The 17,858-nt window shown below is 47.7% G+C and carries 12 protein-coding genes; 5 read left to right on the top strand and 7 right to left on the bottom strand.

Annotated elements, in window-relative coordinates:
* Nucleotides 1-10: 10 nt before the first annotated feature.
* Nucleotides 11-358 carry a DUF2850 domain-containing protein gene (locus ACED36_RS18340; RefSeq protein ID WP_016959385.1) on the bottom strand — a complete coding sequence of 116 codons (348 nt, stop codon included), beginning with the start codon at nucleotides 356-358 and terminating at the stop codon, nucleotides 11-13.
* 179 nt (nucleotides 359-537) lie between these two features.
* Between ACED36_RS18340 and argA the strand changes: the two genes are divergently transcribed.
* On the top strand, nucleotides 538-1,893 hold the full coding sequence (gene argA / locus ACED36_RS18335) for an amino-acid N-acetyltransferase (RefSeq protein WP_026024370.1): 1,356 nt from the start codon (nucleotides 538-540) through the stop codon (nucleotides 1,891-1,893).
* Here argA and recD read toward each other — a convergent pair.
* Both recD and recB read right to left on the bottom strand, forming a co-directional pair.
* The gene (recD, locus tag ACED36_RS18330) at nucleotides 1,859-3,856 is read right to left on the bottom strand and encodes an exodeoxyribonuclease V subunit alpha (RefSeq protein WP_016959383.1); all 1,998 of its coding nucleotides are present in this window, start codon (nucleotides 3,854-3,856) and stop codon (nucleotides 1,859-1,861) included. The genes argA and recD overlap by 35 nt on opposite strands.
* Entirely contained in the window at nucleotides 3,843-7,403 is a 3,561-nt protein-coding gene (gene recB / locus ACED36_RS18325) for an exodeoxyribonuclease V subunit beta (protein WP_371733662.1), read from the bottom strand. Before recB ends, recD begins: the two co-directional genes overlap by 14 nt.
* Before the next feature lie 259 nt (nucleotides 7,404-7,662).
* On the opposite strand from recB, the gene ACED36_RS18320 reads away from it, so the two are divergent.
* Nucleotides 7,663-9,276 carry a methyl-accepting chemotaxis protein gene (locus ACED36_RS18320; RefSeq protein ID WP_016959381.1) on the top strand — a complete coding sequence of 538 codons (1,614 nt, stop codon included), beginning with the start codon at nucleotides 7,663-7,665 and terminating at the stop codon, nucleotides 9,274-9,276.
* Nucleotides 9,277-9,342: 66 nt separating this feature from the next.
* Here ACED36_RS18320 and recC read toward each other — a convergent pair whose 3' ends face one another.
* The gene (recC, locus tag ACED36_RS18315) at nucleotides 9,343-12,738 is read right to left on the bottom strand and encodes an exodeoxyribonuclease V subunit gamma (RefSeq protein WP_016959380.1); all 3,396 of its coding nucleotides are present in this window, start codon (nucleotides 12,736-12,738) and stop codon (nucleotides 9,343-9,345) included.
* Nucleotides 12,739-12,874: 136 nt separating this feature from the next.
* Nucleotides 12,875-13,798 carry a TDT family transporter gene (locus ACED36_RS18310; protein WP_016959379.1) on the bottom strand — a complete coding sequence of 308 codons (924 nt, stop codon included), beginning with the start codon at nucleotides 13,796-13,798 and terminating at the stop codon, nucleotides 12,875-12,877.
* Nucleotides 13,799-13,938: 140 nt separating this feature from the next.
* Between ACED36_RS18310 and ACED36_RS18305 the strand changes: the two genes are divergently transcribed.
* On the top strand, nucleotides 13,939-14,847 hold the full coding sequence (locus ACED36_RS18305) for a LysR substrate-binding domain-containing protein (RefSeq protein ID WP_016959378.1): 909 nt from the start codon (nucleotides 13,939-13,941) through the stop codon (nucleotides 14,845-14,847).
* 10 nt (nucleotides 14,848-14,857) lie between these two features.
* Here ACED36_RS18305 and ACED36_RS18300 read toward each other — a convergent pair whose 3' ends face one another.
* Nucleotides 14,858-15,544 carry a DNA-3-methyladenine glycosylase I gene (locus ACED36_RS18300; protein ID WP_029486317.1) on the bottom strand — a complete coding sequence of 229 codons (687 nt, stop codon included), beginning with the start codon at nucleotides 15,542-15,544 and terminating at the stop codon, nucleotides 14,858-14,860.
* 81 nt (nucleotides 15,545-15,625) lie between these two features.
* Between ACED36_RS18300 and ACED36_RS18295 the strand changes: the two genes are divergently transcribed.
* Entirely contained in the window at nucleotides 15,626-15,922 is a 297-nt protein-coding gene (locus ACED36_RS18295) for a YebG family protein (protein WP_016959376.1), read from the top strand.
* Nucleotides 15,923-16,146: 224 nt separating this feature from the next.
* Entirely contained in the window at nucleotides 16,147-17,178 is a 1,032-nt protein-coding gene (dapD, locus tag ACED36_RS18290; protein ID WP_016959375.1) for a 2,3,4,5-tetrahydropyridine-2,6-dicarboxylate N-succinyltransferase, read from the top strand.
* A 50-nt stretch (nucleotides 17,179-17,228) separates the two neighbouring features.
* Here the strand turns inward: dapD and ACED36_RS18285 are convergent, their stop codons facing one another.
* Nucleotides 17,229-17,582, bottom strand: a complete 354-nt coding sequence (locus ACED36_RS18285) for a DUF2799 domain-containing protein (protein ID WP_016959374.1) — start codon at nucleotides 17,580-17,582, stop codon at nucleotides 17,229-17,231.
* Nucleotides 17,583-17,858: the final 276 nt, after the last annotated feature.

Here is a 17,858-nt window from a genome sequence, read left to right as displayed (position 1 = left end):
TGTCTCCGTATCAGCGTACCTTGATGAAAGGTGTACTGTAGTGATACGGTTTTTCTCTTTGTAGTGTTTTGTCATCTTCCATAACATACAAATACGTATGGTTACCGACGGTATAAATCAACTTACGGCCCGTGAATTCATAGTGGCTTGTGGTGCGAGCGCCTTTCGTATATATACCGTCTTTACGAACTTCAAATTTGTCCGCAGCATAGGGTGCCACCCCTTGTTCAACCCACTCGCCATAAATGACAGTTTGATCAACTTCGGTAAAAATCGGCACGTCATTCGCAACCAAAAAACCGACCAATCCGCCAATCAGTAGAACAAAGAGCGCGATAGATTGTCCAACAATGCTCACAAATAAAGTCTCACCAGAGAGAAGAAAAGGATTTGTTTATTAACCATTTTATTATAAAAACTCTCGAACTGCCGATAAAGGCGGGCATCAATAGTTTGAAGGTATATCACCCCCCTTGCCAAACATGGAATATTTAGTCAATATTAAAGCATATAAAATCATAATAATGGAGTAAGGTGTTGAAACTTCGTAGTACAGCACTTGTAAAAGGATTTAGGCAATCTGCGCCTTATGTCAATGCACACCAAAATAAAACCATCGTCATCATGCTGGGCGGTGAAGCGATCGCGGATAACAACTTTGGTAATATCGTCAACGATATTGCGCTTCTCAACAGCTTAGGTCTGCGCCTTGTTCTGGTTTATGGCGCGCGCCCTCAAATTAGCCAGCTTTTAGACAAGCAAGGGCTAGAAACGCCCTATCACAATGGTGTAAGGGTGACAGACTCCGCTTCGCTGGAAGTCGTCAAACAGGCTGCTGGGCAGTTGCAGCTAGACATCACCGCTCGCCTCTCAATGAGCCTGAATAATACACCAATGGCTGGTGCGCAAATCAACGTCGTGAGCGGTAACTTTGTCATCGCACAGCCTCTAGGCGTCGATGAAGGCATTGATTATTGTCATAGCGGCCGGATCCGCCGGATCGACATTGAAGGCATTCACCGCCAGCTCGATCAGCGTGCGATCGTCTTACTCGGCCCCGTCGCAAGCTCTGTTACCGGAGAGTGCTTTAATCTCACCTCAGAAGAAATTGCGACCCAACTTGCAATTCGTCTCAATGCCGACAAATTAATCGGATTCTGTTCATTGCAAGGTGTGATAGGCCCGAACGGCAATGTATTGTCTGAGCTTTTCCCGCATCAGGTTGAAGAAATTCTACACCAGCGCGAACAGGCGGGAGACATTCAGTCAGGCACTGTCCGCTTTTTGCGTGGTGCGGTCGCCGCCTGTCGCTCTGGCGTGCCAAGAAGCCACCTTCTGAGCTACAAAGTCGATGGTTCCTTAATCCAAGAATTATTCTCGATTGAAGGGATTGGCACCCAAATTGTCACGGAAAGTGCCGAGCAAATCCGCCAGGCGACCATTAATGATATTGGCGGTATTTTAGATCTCATTCGTCCGCTGGAAGAACAAGGCATTTTGGTTCGGCGCTCACGGGAGCAACTCGAACAAGAAATCCCTCGCTTTACCGTCATTGAACGTGACGATCGTATCATCGGTTGTGCAGCCCTTTACGCCTACCCTGAATCAAAGAGTGCTGAGATGGCCTGTGTTGCCGTGCAACCAGAATATCGTGACAGCGAGCGCGGTACGCGCTTGTTGCAATACATCATGCAACAAGCATTGCAAGATGGGCTTAAAACCATTTTCGTGCTCACGACACGCAGTATTCACTGGTTCCGCGAACACGGTTTTGCCGAAGCAGATGTGAGTGCGCTCCCTGATGCCAAGCAGGAGCTTTACAATCTGCAACGCCGTTCTAAGGTACTAACCCTAGATCTTAACGGGCACGTAATGCGTCTGCCAACCCACTAAAGCGCTGCGTTTTCCTTCTTACTGCCCGCGCCAAACTGGCGCGGGTTGCGTAAACATCTAACCTCGACTTTGCCCGTGTCACGCCGGTATATACCAACTCTCGTGTCATGACGGGTGTTGGCGTTGGTGGCAACACCAACAGCGTGTGATTGAACTCCGAACCTTGAGATTTATGGATAGTCATCGCATACGCGGTTTGATGCTCAGGTAAGCGACTCGGTAAGAAAGCTCTCACGGTGCCATCAGACATTTCAAACACCACTCGTAAACCATCCTCTTGCTTAACCACAATGCCAATGTCACCGTTATAAAGACCTAAGCCATGGTCATTTTGAATCACCATAACCGGTCGACCGGAATAGAAAGCTTCTTCTCCGGGAGCAATAAGGCGTTTTGCTGACAAGGCTTTCTCAATCGCACTGTTCAGTCCTTTCACGCCAAACGGCCCATCCGCCAACGCGCACAATAGGCGCACATCAGAAAACAAGCGCAGTATCTGTCGATGATCTTCTCCTGCTAATAGTGCACGGAGGTAGGCACTATATCCTTCTACCGCCTGCGTAATCGCATGACCGTATACATCACCGTCTAAATCATGCAATGCGATATCGGCAAAGCCCTGCATCAACACCTTTTCTAATTGCTTCGGATCCCCAGCATTAATCGCGTTAGCTAATTGACCAACACCCGATCGTGCGTGAAAACGATAGCTTTTCTTGAGCAGACAAACCCCATCGGACACGGCGGGTACATTCTCATGCCCTTGCAGTTCGAATCCAGTGAGTGCTGATAATTGATTTGCGCGCGATGGACTGTAACCCGCATCAGCGCCATCACAAATATCACCTAATACCGCTCCGGCCTCGACCGAGGCGAGTTGATCGCGATCGCCAAGCAAGATAACACGCGCATGATCGGGCAGTGCTGAAAGTAATCGCGCCATTAGCGGTAAATCAACCATTGATGCTTCATCGACCACCAGCACATCAAGGTGGAGTCGATTACCCTCGTGATGACGAAACTCAACGCGGTTCGGAATGGCCCCCAACAGACGGTGAATGGTGGACGCTTGCACCGGAATTCTTTCACGAATACTAGCATCTACTGGCAATGCAGCAACCGCGTTTCCGATTGACTCTGTAAGTCGGTTTGCCGCTTTTCCTGTTGGTGCCACCAGCTTGATATCCAGCCCTGATGCTTTGTCACTGCTGCTAACAAGCGCGGCGAGTAATTTAGCCACTGTCGTGGTTTTTCCTGTACCCGGACCACCTGAAATCACTGTAAAGCGATAACTGAGTGCCACGGCAGCAGCGACCTTTTGCCAATTGAGTCGAGCCGACTCTGGCACTGCAGACAATATTGCTTCATGACTGGCACCGGATGAAATCAGCGTGATCAATGCTTGGGTATCAACGCGATTTGACTCAACAACATCAAAAAAATCCACCAGCTTTTGTGGCTGTTCTGCGTCAGGCCACAATGCAAATTGCTCTTTCAAATAGCCAATATCCGGCACGAACAAGTTATCAAGAAGCTGGCGTGTTTCACCAGGTAATTCAATCGTCTTAACGCGTTTGCTGATCTCCGCCACCACGCGCTGCTCTGCCAGCCAATAACGGTGAAGGTAGAGTCTAGAACCATCCATCACGAGTGGCGTAGGAATATCGCCCTTACCGACAACAGGACTTTGCTCAACCAATGTCAGTGCATGTTCTGGTTCGAGAAGTGCAGCAACGCGAGCAGAATCGGCCGCAGGTAAGTCAAACAGTCTTGTTGGATCGATAGCGGCGAGATCAATGCACACATTGCCTTTGCCCAGCTCGAAACTGACCAAAGCCGCCCAACCTGCAATTTTCGTATTGGTATCATTGAGCTGATCCGCAATAAACAGCGCAAATTGACGATCGATCGCCCGAATAACGCCACGCTTATAAAGCGTCTGAAGCATCTCACTCATCGCCATCAGCGCTCTCTCCATCGGTAAAAAGCATGTCCAATCCGTCAATCAGAGAATAAGAAGGTTTGGTGTAGAAAATGCCATGGCGCGTATCGGCTTCAATGCCACGCACAAATAAGTAATAAACGCCGCCAAAATGGCGTTCAAAATCATAATCCGGTATCCGCTGACGCAAGAATCGATGTAATGCCAACGAATAAATCTGGTACTGAAAATCATATCTATGATCAACCATTGCCTGACTCAGCGCCGCTTCGGTGTAATCCGCGGGCGTATCACCAAGGTAATTCGATTTCCAATCGAGTACGTAATAACGTCCCTGCCAACAAAACACCAAGTCGATAAAACCTTTTAGCATGCCACTTGCCGTATCAAACCCAAGCTCAGAAGCCTTAGCAGAAAGCGGATCGTGCGCTTGGATCAGGCGATTGACGCGACCACATTGAAGACGCTCAACGGGCATCACGAACTCCATTTCTGTTAGCCGTGCTGGCGCGTCAATTTGCGACAGCGTAAGTCCTTGCTCGCCAAGCGATTGCGCTACAACATCGGTCAGCAAGCGCTGCAAAACAGGCACCCAAGCTTCGTCGTAGTTTTCCATCGCCAACGCATGACGGATCATCTCCGCCACTTCTTCGCTGTACATATCTTCGCCGAAATCAACATTTTCAAATAAAGTATGCAAAAACGTACCGGGGCGTGCACCTCGTGGGAATTGGAAGATCGATCCAAACTGGTCAATAGGTTCATGCTCATCGCTTTGCTCGTCGGCAGCATCAATATCAAACGCAGGTAAATCGGGTAGCGCAGAGCTGTGCCCTTGCTTAACCAAACCGGAATAACTGGTTAAGCGCCAATCGCGTCTTATCGTCCCTTTGAGTTTTCGCGCAGCAATGGCCTCATCAACCGCGTCCTGTGCCGCGAATTTTCCGCTGGCATCGCTTGGTGGCGAGGTAACGGTGCATTGATGTTGGTCTTTGACAAGATCAATCACAGCCGCGTGAAGCGCATCAGCATCCCCTGCTTCGCCTTTTTGAATCAAATACCCCAGCGCAGAGTTGTGCAGCCCAGTATCCCCTGTTGATTTACGTCCGTCTTTCAGCGGTGCTAACCCAATAAAGCAACCATAAACAGCGCGGGTCAATGCCACGTAAATCAAACGCAGATCTTCAGCGAGACGCTCTTTATCTGCTTGCTCAATCGCAGGTTCTGGGTTGGACAATGCCAAGGTCGGCGTATTGTCTTCGTCGTGGAAAAACGGCCTGTCTGACGGCCTGAAATTGCACGCAAAGGGCAAATACACCAAATCATATTCCAAGCCTTTGGATTTATGGATGGTGACGATTTGAACCAAATCACGTTCAGATTCCAAACGCACCTGTTGCTCTTCGCTGTTGCCATTGGGATTGTCGATATGATCAGCAAGCCAGCGGATCAGCGCATGGTGGCTATCTAGGGTTTGGCTCGCTTGTTGGAGTAATTCGCCGAGGTGCAATAAGTCAGTCAATGCTCGCTCGCCTTCGTCTTCAAGCAATAAACGCTCTGCGATACCGCGACGCTGCATAACCTGACGCAACATAGGTAAGATGCCGCGTGAAAACCACACTGACTGGTAGGTGGCGAATTCGATAACGGCCCGCTCCCACGATTTTTCATCATGATTCAAGGCATCGAGCTCTTCTGCGGTTAATGCAAATAAGCCACTGGCGAGCGCCGCGCGAAGTGCACGCTCATTATCGGGTGATAACACCCCAGCCAAAAGCCGCTGCAGATCGGTCGCTAAGGCGCTGGAAAACACACTGTTGCGATTGGACAAGTAGACCGATGCAATGCCCTGTCTCGCCAGCGCTTGCTTAACTTTCGCCGCTTCGCTACCTGTCCTCACAAGAATGGCAATGTCACCCGCGTGAATGGCTTTTTGACTCTCACCTTTACAAAAATGCGCACGCTCCTCGTTACCCGCCGTCAGTATCTCTCGAATACTGCTCGCGGTAGCAATCGCCATCGTCGATTGATAATCATTCTTGCTGACCAATTCCCGGTCATCCGGCAACCAGAAGGTTAAGGCTGCTTGTTGTGCGCCATCGTATTGCCAATGTCTTTCTTCTGCTCCTGGAGCATGATCAACCGGCGTAAACGGGATATCACCTTCGTAAATAAACGGTGCGTCAGCATAGGAGAAAACACGATTTACCGCTGCCACCATGTCAGCCGTTGAACGCCAATTGATGCCAAGATTGTAGTGTTCGGTGATCTGTCTACGTGCATGAATATAGGTAAAGATATCCGCACCACGAAATGCATAAATTGCTTGTTTCGGATCGCCAATCATAAACAAACCGCACTGTGGCGCATCAGCATAAATATCGCTAAAAATATGGTACTGCTGAGGATCCGTATCTTGAAATTCATCAATCATAGCGACAGGGAACAAAGTGCGGATCCGCCCTGCAAGCACGCGTTCACTGTCTTGACTCAGTGCTTCTGACAACTGAGAGAGCAAATCATCAAACGATAACCAGCCAAAACGGCGTTTTTCCTGCGCGAGTAGAATTCGCACTTCTCGAATGGCATGTGCCGTTAGCGCATCTTTGAGTGTCGGCGGAGAAGCCAACAACGTATCAATGGCATCAAAAACGGTGTGTGTGGGCACTTCCCCTTTCTTGGTTTTTTCACTCAAGATGGATGCGGCGAAGCGAGGTAGATTGGTCGGAAAATCGTAGTTTATCGTTGGGACCTGAGCCCAGATACCGACTTCTTCTAGCCAATTTGGCAGTGATCGTTTGCTATAGCTGCGTTTATCAACGCCCGATGACGAAATCAACGCTTCTAAGTCAGGCGCAGCAGCGCACCACTGCGATTTCACACCCTCAATGCGCGCTAGATTATCTTTGTGCAACTGTTCTAAATCATCGGGCATCTCGGGCGCTTGAATGCTGACCAGAGGTCCCGACAAATACACACCAACATCGCCCAACAATGAGAGTGGAGACGCCCAATAGCTTCGCACTACCCCCGCCAAGGATTTCGGCAAGGGATAAAACTGACGACGCCAGAAATCAGAGACAGCACGCTCTCGCAATGCCGACTCATCGGTGATGAATTCATTGCTAAACAAGCTACCGGATTCAAACGCATTTTGCGTCAGCATACGCTGACAAAAACCATGAATCGTGTATATCGCAGCTTCATCCATTTGGCGTTCCGCTTGCAGCAGTAGCTGCTCAGCGTGCTTGTGATCACTTACTTCATCAAGCAATGGCTGAATGACCGGATCGCGACTTTCACCCCGACTGAATGCCAATCTTGCTTCGTGAATACGCGCACGGATGCGATCTCTTAGCTCCTGCGTTGCCGCTTCAGTAAACGTCACCACCAGAATTTTTTCGACCGTCAGTGGCACCTCATGTGCCGACGCTTCAGTGCCATGCCCCAAAAGTAACCGCAGGTACAAGCCCGCGATGGTAAAGGTTTTACCGGTCCCCGCAGAGGCTTCGATCAGTCGCTGACCAAAAAGCGGAAAGGTCATGGGATGAAGAGGTTGAATTGCCATGCAATGTCGGCTCACTTGAGATGAATAGCTGGATTTTATCAAGTCTGGGACCGAATGTAATTGAAATGCCTACGCAGACTTTATTGACACTTCACGCTTTAAAACTTAGACATAAAACGCGAAGAAAAATATGTATGCGACCAGACTCTCAGTATTACATGTTTCAGCGTATGAATAGCTATTGATACCCCCCTCAAATTAGGCGACCCTTCTTGTTTCAAAGTTGTTACAGCACACTAAAAAGCTGAGTATCTCTAGTATGAAATTTGTTGCGAATCTTTCCGTAAAACATAAGTTACTGCTTATTGTCTGCCTTTCAGTGATTAGCATTACCCTTCTCACCGCTTTCCAAGTCCGAAGCCTACATAATGACCTACTCGAGGAGAGAAAGAGCAATCTTAAGCAGACCATTGATATTGCTTGGCAAATCATCGACAACAATTATCAAAAAGATGCCTCAGAAAAAGGGCTAAGCAATGCAATGGCGGCGCTACAGCCCTTGCGATTTGGTACTGATGGCTACTATTTCGTTGTTGATAACAATGGCACCATGTTAGCTGGTGCGAAGAGCTGGATCGGACGTGATTTCAATACATTCCGCGACAGCAATAGATCCGCGGTGTTACGCGATATGAGGCAAGCGGCTCAACCTGCAGTTGGTGGATTTAGCAGTTATTGGTTTGCCAAACCTGGCAGCAATACCGGCATTGAAAAAGTCAGCGCCGTAAAACGCCATGCGCCGTGGGGCCTTCTGATTGGCACGGGCATCTATATTGATGACCTTGAAGCATTAGTTTGGAAGGAGGCGAGTAAATCTGCATTACTCGCGCTGTCCTTCACCATGGTATTGATTCTATTGGCGACAGTACTTTCCCGTATGCTGTTGAAAGCTATTCGTGAAATTCAGCGTGCGTTAGGGGCTGTTGCGAAAGGCGACCTCACCGCAAGGGCCGACGTAAATAGTGGCGATGAACTAGGAGAGATGGCGCAAAACCTAAACGATGCCTGTCAACAACTTCAAACTCTGCTCTCTAACGTGGATACCACGCTTCACGAGCTTGATTGCGACAGCAAAACGATGGAGCAACTGGCTACTCGATCGACAGATGGCATCCGTAGTCAAAGCCAGGAGTTAGATTTAGTCGCAAGTGCTATGGAAGAGATGTCTTCTGCCATCAAAGACGTAGAGTCCAGCACGCTGACGGCACAAGACAGTACTCGTCATTCACGAATGCTGGTGGGTGAAGCGGAAAAGGCACTCTCAACGTCTCTTGGCAAGTTTGAAGAGGTTAACCGTGATGTGATTGATGCTGAGCGTAACATTCGTGAGCTTGCCGCTTCGAGCGACCAGATCAGCGATGTGGTCACTGTTATCAATGATATTTCAGAGCAAACCAATTTGTTGGCTTTGAATGCCGCTATTGAAGCCGCTAGAGCAGGCAGCGCAGGCCGTGGTTTTGCGGTGGTTGCTGATGAAGTAAGAAAGTTGGCTCATTCGACTAAAGAGTCGACCACGCAAATCAACGCCATCATTGAGAAGTTGCAAGAACGCGCTCAGATAGCGGCGAAGATCATGAGCAGTGGTACAGACAAAACTGCGCAGAGTCTAGAGCAGGCGCGTCAAGCACAGTCGCAATTGTCTGCTCTGGCAGATCTTATCAACGACTTGGAACAGTTAAATACCGCTGTCGCCACTTCCACCTCACAACAAGCCAGTGCATCATTGGAAGTTGCACGGAGTGTGGTGAGTGTTAGTGATATTTCACATACCAACCGCGATGCCAGCGAAGAAACGCTAGTGCTTAGCGACAAGGTCAAGTCACTGAGTGAGACTGGTCGTAATCAACTCGCAAAGTTCAACATTACTTCGTAGCCATTCTTTGCAAACAAGCAGCACAGATCACTGTGCTGCATTGAGAGAAGACTGACAAAACCGCTGTTAGTCTTCTTTTTTTTCTGCATTCAGCGCAGGTAGCAGCACGTTTTCCCCCCACGCCAAAACGTCATCCAATAATTGGTCACTGGCCTGAGGCCATACACGTCTGACATAGGCGTTCTCGCCCTCGCCTGTTGTTATATAGCCGCCATCAAATGCTGCGCGCATTTTAATCTTGGCTTTATCTCGCACCACATCATCGTCTGACCAATTGCCTTTTTTGTCGATGCAGGCCAATAACCCGGCCAGCGCAGTGTTGGGCAAATACGCCATCGGTCGCTCTGTGCCTTCATCATATTGTTCTAAATAAAACGTCAAATACGCGACAGCATCAGCGGCAGGGATTGGCGTGAGGATGACTTCTTCATCAACACCAATAAAACGCGTCTCGGTCATATCCCCTGCTGCGCATTGGCACAGATGATCAATCCACGCTGCCAATCTGTCTCGAGCACGGACTTTTCCGCTGCGGAACAAAACACGTCCTACGCGATAGCGCTCATCTAGCCAACCTTGCAACAAGACGGTGCCTCGCGATGTAGGTATCGACAAATTGATTTCAAGCGGTTGGCGGCGTTCTGAAAAATACGGCTTCAGCCTTTCGTACATGGCAAGAATGCCTGCTTGCTCACTTTCAAGCGTCAGCTCGCCAAAGTGGCTGAGTGGCAAGGCACCACTGGCTTTTTGCAGTTGAAAGAAACGATTAAGTGATTCTTCACTGTCATCATGCTCGATGACGTGTGAGAGCAAAGCATCACGCAGTTGATAACGTTGCAGGTTGTCTAATGCGAACGGCTCGACATCTTCCATTGCTCCGCTTGGCGCTTCAAAAAAGACTTTCAAACGGCGATTGAAAAAATATTGCACTGGCAAACGCCAAAAGCGCTGTAATTCGGCCAGTTCAACAATCCCGAAGTCCGCTTCGCTTTCTGCAGTCAATGCCTGTTCGCCAAGAAAAGAAGCTGCCAACTTTCCTTCGCCTTTGGCTGCAGGCAGCCATTCGGCAGCATAGCTTTGTCTTTCACTGCTAAACGCCACACGACTAAATGGTACAAGTGGATTGTTATGAACCAAGCAACTAAGCAGCTTTTCCCCTGACTCAAACTCAGGAAGAGCAGTGTCACCTTGTAAGCAGTAACCTTGTCGGCAATAGTCGAGTAGCTCGCTGATCAACACTGAAGGCACTTTCTCAGAATTATCCTGCACCGAACGACCCACATAGCTTATGTATAAACGCTGCTGTGCCGATTGCAGTGCTTCCAGAAACAGGTAACGGTCATCATCACGACGAGAGCGATCACCCGCTCGCGTGCGGCCTGCCATAAGATCAAATCCGACTGGTGCAATAGTACGAGGATAATCGCCATCGTTCATGCCCAATAGACACACAACGTTGAACGGAATGGAGCGCATTGGCATCAAGGTACAAAAGTTAACCTGACCTGCCAAAAAGCGCTGACTAACTCGCTCACCACCGAGTTTTTCTTTCAAATAATCGCGCACAATAGCCAACGACAATGTCTGGCTAAAACCGGCATCATCGAGCTGGGTGAGCCAGTTATCAAGTTGATCACGGATCAGACGGCCTGCCAATTCTTCATCTGTATCAAGAGCAAACATGTCGTCAAACAAAGCCGTAAGTGTCTGAACCCAGTCCTCACCAATCTTGGTTTGCGTCAGTGCGGTTTGCGCCGCATTCAATACGCGGAAAAACTCGCCGAGCTTACCCGCAACATCGGCCTCTAGGCCCTGTACCTCGTCATAGGCAAGTACATCGTTATACAAGCCTTTTTCACTTGGCATCGCATAACCCAATAACATTCGATTGAGCCCAAACTGCCACGTATTTTGATGCTGATCAGGCAGCGAAAAATGTGTAGCTGTTTGATCATCTAACCCCCAGCGTATCCCCGCCTCTTCAACCCAGAATTTCACCTTCTCAAATTGTCGGTGATCAAAACCAAAGCGGCGAAGCACTGATGGAACCTCGAGGATTTCTAATAACTCTGCCGCGCTGCAACGACTGTCTGGCAAGCCCAGTAAACGCAAGAAGGTGGTGAGAATTGGGCTTTCCTGATCGGCGCTACGATCCGATATCGAAAAAGGAATGTAGCGTTCACCGGGTGCATTCCCGAACACAGACTGGATAGCAGGGCTGTAGGCGTTAATATCGGCAACCATGACCACGATATCGCGAGGAGTGAGAGAGGGATCGGATTCCAGCATATCCAGTAAGCGATCGTGCAAGACTTCCACTTCTCGCATTGGGCTGTGGCAAACTTCTATTGTGACTGAGCGATCGTCTGGCGAAATCTCCTGCTTGCTCTGACTGGTTAGGGTTTCTAGAACATTACCCGGCTCAATCAAATCGAGAATATCAGCTTGGATTTGCTGCAATAAGCTGTGGCGTGGAATGTCGACAAACCCCTGATCCACTTCGTGACATTGAAGCTCTGATATCAACAGTAAATTATCACGACCGAGCTTACCCATGGAAGCCAGCAGACTATTGCCAATTTCTGCAGCATCATCTTCGCCGCCTAACGGCAATGAGAATTGAGCGGGTTCATCGTCACCGTTTGTGCGGCTAATACGGCTATCCATTGCCGCGGCTCGTTTCGCCAGATAGCGTTTATCGCGAATATCCCCCCAGAAATAGCGACAAGGGTTAGTAAACATGTAATGCACATCAACATGCTGCCCCAAGGCTTTCAGCGCATCCAGATAACGCGGAGGCAGGGCTGAGATGCCGAATACAAATACGCGCTCAATACCCGCCAGCCCCTCGGGTTTGGAAGAATGAGAAGAGAGTGTATCGATGAACTCCTCATACAGATTAGCGCGGTGAAATGGTGATTGGCCTTGCTGCAACGTGTAATCGTAGAGAGCCTGCCAAAGTAAAGGCTGCCAGTTTTTTTCTTCTTCAAGCTCTGGTACTGGCTTTTCATTTTCCCACGCTTTAATCCATTCAGGACGGTACACCAGATATTGGTCATAGATATCGGCAATCTTACCAGCAAGTTGGTAGAGCTTTTGTTGGTCGATATCGTCTTCGAGGTAGCGTTTGAGTTCTGCGAAATCGGGCTCATCGAGCATGGCAGGTAGCACTTTCATTAACTTCCACGTCATCGCTTCTTTATTAAAAAAGCTTCGCTGAGGAACGCCATCCAAAATGTGGGTAAACATCTGCCAAATGAAAGTAGCAGGCAAAGGAAATTCTACGTTTGCCACGATGCCCTGCTCTTTGGCCATCTCCAACTTAAGCCACTGTGCCATCCCTGGACTTTGCACCAAGATAATTTCTTTCTGGAAAGGATTATCCAACGGTTTTTGTTGAACAATAGCTACCAGCAAGCTTTTCAATAGATCTAATTGGTTGGAATGGTAGACAGTAAACACAGTGCAGAACTCTTGAGAACTCGAATGGAGAGATTGTGGCGGAATGCTTTCAAGAGTGCAATTTCAGGCCGTTAAGCGTGAGCGGAAAGTTGAAAAAAGCCCGCAAATTTGCGAGCTTTTTTTGCAGACTTAGTTTTTATGCAGCAACAGGTTGTTTCCACTGCAAGGAAATAAAGCGGCGATAATGCAAAGAGACATAGCCGACAACAACGGTTGCTACGACCAACTCAATAAGTGCAATCACTGATATCTGGTTAACGTACTCAGGTGCCATTCCTATCGATTGCATCCACGTCGCTGTTTTATAAAGTGCTGTCGCACCGATGACCATGGGGAAGGTAAATGCCGCAAAACCTGGCGAAAATGGCAATCGCATCAAATACGCGAATGACACATAAATTACCGCGGTCATCAGCAGCGCGATCCCGAGTAGCACTGCAACAATCACAGGCGAAGGTGATTGACTGACGGTGAGATAACCCGCTAACGACAGACTAGCTGGCGCTGCCATGATGGCAATCGTTGGTTTTGCTCCATCAGGTACTTCACCACAGAAGATCAAACGGTAGATCATCATCGGCAACAAGACGGCATAAGATAATAAACCAAAGATCAAAATTGCATCAGCCACCGGGCGCAACGCAGGATTACCCGAGAAGGCGACATCGGCAACAACAAGACCTACCGGTGGTACAAACCAACTTGGCACCATGTGACTCAATGAGAAACTCTTTGCTCGGTGATACACAAAAGAGGTGAGAAAGGTCAAGTGCATAGCAACGGCAAACACCCACAAGGTGTCGCCGGCCATAGGAGACCACTTCCCCAATGCACTTGAGACAATCATTACACCCATTGCAAAAGTAGGGACGACACTGCCTACAACTGGGTGCTGCAGATCTGCCCAGAGGTTCTTAGGACTCAATAGAAACTTGGATGCGATGAGTAACAGCATGACGCCGCCAATAGCAGCTCCAATATATTGCGCCGTTCCGTTAAAGTTACCTGCATTTTCCCAGCTCCACCCAAGACTTGCTATTGCCAGCGCCAAACCGGCCATGGGGGTAGGAAGAAGATTTAAATGTCTGCGCATCGCTCTATCACGTCTTTAGAAGAAAAACATATAAATTATGATAGAACGGCATTGTGTTTTAGTATATCTGAATATATTTAAACCCACTTTCAACTAAGCTTAACTTTATGTCTGTTTCTTTACGTCAATTACAAGTTTTCGTTGCTGTCGCGCAGGAAAAAACCATCACTGCGGCATCCGCATTACTTTTCCTCTCAAAGCCAGCGGTGAGCATGGCGATCTCCGAACTTGAAAAACAGATCGGGCATAACCTTTTTGAACGTGTCAATAATCGCCTATTGATCAACGAGCACGGTAAACGCCTTTTGCCTCTTGCTGATGAGTTACTAACGCGCAGCGATGAAATCATAAAAGTATTGGATACGACAGGGGAACTTAGTGGTCATTTACGCATAGGTGCTAGCGATACCATTGGCAATCAATTGGTACCTTTCCTGCTACGAGACTTTCGCAATCAAAGCAATCATGTCGATCAAGAATTAATGATTTCTAACAGTCAGACAATTATTCATGGACTGATGGCGTTTGAACTGGATATCGGATTAATTGAAGGGCAGGGAGAGAATAAGCATCTTCTCAATAATACTGATTTACTGATGGAACCATGGCTGTCAGATGAGATGTGTATCGCTTGTGCAGTGGATCATCCATTGGTGCAAGAGAGTACGCTAACACTGTTTGATCTTGAAGAGCATCCATGGATTCTACGTGAAACGGGTTCAGGGACGCGGGAGCATTTTCTCTCACGCATGGCACCGCGACTCGAACATTGGAACATTGCTTTTGAGCTCAGAACCACAGAAGCGATCATTAACTGTGCTGCCGCGGGATTAGGGCTCGCCTATTTATCAAAACTCGCAGCTCGACATGCTGTGTCTAACAACCGTTTACACTTACTTGATATACCGTTAGACCTCAGACGTCAGTACTGGCTCGTCCGTCATAAAGACAAACACCTATCTCCCCTACTCAACCAATTTATCACCTTCAGTACCAACTGGCAGATTTCAGGTTAATATACCAGCGTTAGTTGCTGTTATCGCCCACACTGAATGCGATGATTTGGCTTATTTGGCAGAAAGGACGGCCACTTTCAGCATGCCAAAAGTTAAACGCATCCTGAGCGGCTTGCAAAGATTTGCTAGTATCACGCCCACCATCAATGATATTATGCGCTCGCAGGTAAGCTTCAACATCACCAGATAAAATAAATGTGTCTTTTCCCATCAGTCTAAGGGAATAGGGACCCGTGTTTCCCCCTAATCGATTACCTTGTTTTTTCAGATAAGCCCATAGACCTATAATGTCGGCACTTGGCCAATCAGCTATAAATTGAGAAAAACTCCCACGATCTCTGCTGGCATGCTGAATCATCTGGGCGTTGTGAGGAATCGTCATCACTTTTCCAAGGTGGCGAATAATGGCAGGATTCGTGGCTTTTTTTTCCCACATTTCAGGCGGGATCAAACACATCTTTTCGATATCGAACCCCCAGAAAACCTCCTCAAATCCTGGCCATTTATTTCTCACTACTTGCCAGTTCATACCAGATTGGAAAATCTTCTGACTGAACATCGCCAACCAACGGTCATCGGGGATTTTCAACAAATCCTCAGTAGGTTTTGGATACGACAAGCGTTGTTCCAAAGCACTATTGCTGCCTTTTCTTGTCGCTGCGCGATAATAAATATCTGAGAATTTTTCTAATGTCATCACACTAATCACGGTTAAACTAGACACATACATTTACTCTACTGTATAAACAGACAGTAGACAATTAATGAGGGGTTAACCGTGGCCGTTATCGTCAAATATGTGGTTGAACGCAATGGAGAAGAGAAGATGACTTTTACCTCTAAAGCGGAAGCTGATGCGTACGACAAAATGCTCGACATGGCTGATGAGCTATTCGAACTTTTAGGTAAAAGTGGCGCTGCGGCAGATGAAGCGCAACGTGAAGAGTTATCTCTCTTTTTGGCACAAAACCGCGAAGACGTTTTGTGTGCTTTGGGAGCAAAGCGCAAGCCAACACCAAAGCCGACAAAGAAGAAAGTTGAACTGGCCAAAGAAGATGACGCTGAAGCGGCATAATCTTCTAAGACGCTCCGATATCGGGGCGTTTTTTATTTTGTTTTGAGACCTGTTTTCGGTCTAATTGTCGAGAAACCTCCACTAAGTACTGTTTTCTGAAAGAATCTAATTCTTCGCCCTTCAATCTTGTCTCCCTTCACTTTAAGATGTCTCCAGCATTCACAATATTGAGTGATCTCTGTTTCATGCAGCGATCAGAAAAGAGACAAGGAGACCTTCTCATCATGGCAAGTTTTGCTCTGGCGCTTGGCACCGCAACTAAAAATAAAGACGGAAAAATCATTGAAGCATTTTTCCCAACCCCAACCCTCAACCCGTCAGATTCGTTAATAGTTGCTCTGGCTGACGTCGTTAAATACGAAGAAGGTAACCAGTTTTTCAACGTAGAAGCGTCTCAGTGTGATGCTATTTCAGCAGCATTTTCCGAAGCAGACCATCAACTAGCAGCAAGTTTTGCCGCGAAAGCAGCAACATCTAACCAACCATTGGTTTTGGTTATTCTTGCAAACGATGAAAAACCGGCCAGTGTTGCAGAAGGTTTCTTGAAACTGCAACTCATCTCTCAGCGACTGGCAAAGCCTCATACTATCGTTTTGGATGGCATTTTTGGCTTGCTGCACAACATTGCATGGACCAACCAAGGGCCTATCGATCTACCTGAACTGGCTGAACGCCAAATAGAAGCACGTTTAGCGGGTGAAACACTGACCGTAGATTGCGTCGATAAGTTTCCTAAAATGGTCGACTACGTGGTTCCAGCGGGTGTTCGCATTGCCGATACGGCGCGCGTACGCCTGGGCGCACATGTAGGCGAAGGCACAACTGTAATGCATGAAGGTTTCATCAATTTCAATGCTGGCACTGAAGGTGTGAGCATGGTTGAAGGCCGTATTTCTGCTGGTGTCATGGTAGGAAATGGCAGCGACATCGGTGGTGGCGCTTCTATTATGGGTACATTGAGTGGTGGCGGTCAGTTAGTCATCTCTATTGGCGAGAATAGCCTTCTGGGTGCTAACGCAGGTCTAGGCTTCCCTCTTGGGAATCGCTGTACTATCGAATCTGGCTTGTATGTTACTGCTGGTACTAAAGTATCGATGCTGGATGCAGGCGGTGCTGAAGTGGAAACCGTGAAAGCACGTGACTTAGCAGGTAAATCAGATTTGTTATTCCGTCGAAACTCGCTGACTGGCAAGATCGAATGTCTGACGAATAAGTCGGCAGTAGAATTGAATGCAGAGTTGCATGCTAACAACTAAGTATTAAATTCATCTAAAAAGACCAGCATTAGCTGGTCTTTTATCAATACCTAGAGTCGCTCTGATGTTCTTCCGGACAGCCAACTTTGCTCATACATCCACCCATTAGGCGTAGTAAAGCACACATCATTTCTAGGCTTCCCAATACGACCAGCGAGATAACCCTTTCTTGGCTCACAATAAAAATTCACATGTGCGAGATATGCGTCTACATACTCTTCTTTTGCCTCAGAACTAATAGCGCCAAGCTCCTCCAAGTTATCATCGGTTCTCTGCTTTTTACCAAACTCAACATCATGTTGAGCTACTGCAACCCAATCTTGTTGTTCCGTCATTTCAAGAATAACGTTTGAGCAGCCAGAGATAGACAGTAGCAATACGATTATTGATAGTGTTTTATTCATTTGAGCCCCCTGTATCTGTTAACTCCCTTTATTTTACATGTCAGACATTAACACCAGCTGAAGTAATAAACGTTACATTCATGTCTACGAGCAAAATCTCAAAGATACGAAGGGATATCATTCCCTTCGAGGGAAAAAATTAAAAACGCAAAAAGGCCACCCTATCGGGTGGCCTTTTGTTTTTCTTTTTGTTTTCATCTTTGTATTAAAAAGATGAAAACGAATTTGAAGCCTGGCGATGTCCTACTCTCACATGGGGAGACCCCACACTACCAT

Origin of the sequence: Enterovibrio sp. FF113 (assembly GCF_041439165.1) — a bacterium.
GTDB lineage: Bacteria > Pseudomonadota > Gammaproteobacteria > Enterobacterales > Vibrionaceae > Enterovibrio > Enterovibrio norvegicus_A.
This window is presented reverse-complemented; position numbering and strand designations above follow the sequence as displayed.

Coding starts and splice junctions, on each gene's coding strand:
- recD (WP_016959383.1), bottom strand. CDS start 3,856: ATGGCGATGAGTGAGATGCTTCAGACGCTTTATAAGCGTGGCGTTATT.
- recB (WP_371733662.1), bottom strand. CDS start 7,403: ATGGCAATTCAACCTCTTCATCCCATGACCTTTCCGCTTTTTGGTCAG.
- ACED36_RS18320 (WP_016959381.1), top strand. CDS start 7,663: ATGAAATTTGTTGCGAATCTTTCCGTAAAACATAAGTTACTGCTTATT.
- ACED36_RS18310 (WP_016959379.1), bottom strand. CDS start 13,798: ATGGCCGGTTTGGCGCTGGCAATAGCAAGTCTTGGGTGGAGCTGGGAA.
- ACED36_RS18305 (WP_016959378.1), top strand. CDS start 13,939: ATGTCTGTTTCTTTACGTCAATTACAAGTTTTCGTTGCTGTCGCGCAG.
- ACED36_RS18300 (WP_029486317.1), bottom strand. CDS start 15,544: ATGACATTAGAAAAATTCTCAGATATTTATTATCGCGCAGCGACAAGA.
- dapD (WP_016959375.1), top strand. CDS start 16,147: ATGGCAAGTTTTGCTCTGGCGCTTGGCACCGCAACTAAAAATAAAGAC.
- ACED36_RS18285 (WP_016959374.1), bottom strand. CDS start 17,582: ATGAATAAAACACTATCAATAATCGTATTGCTACTGTCTATCTCTGGC.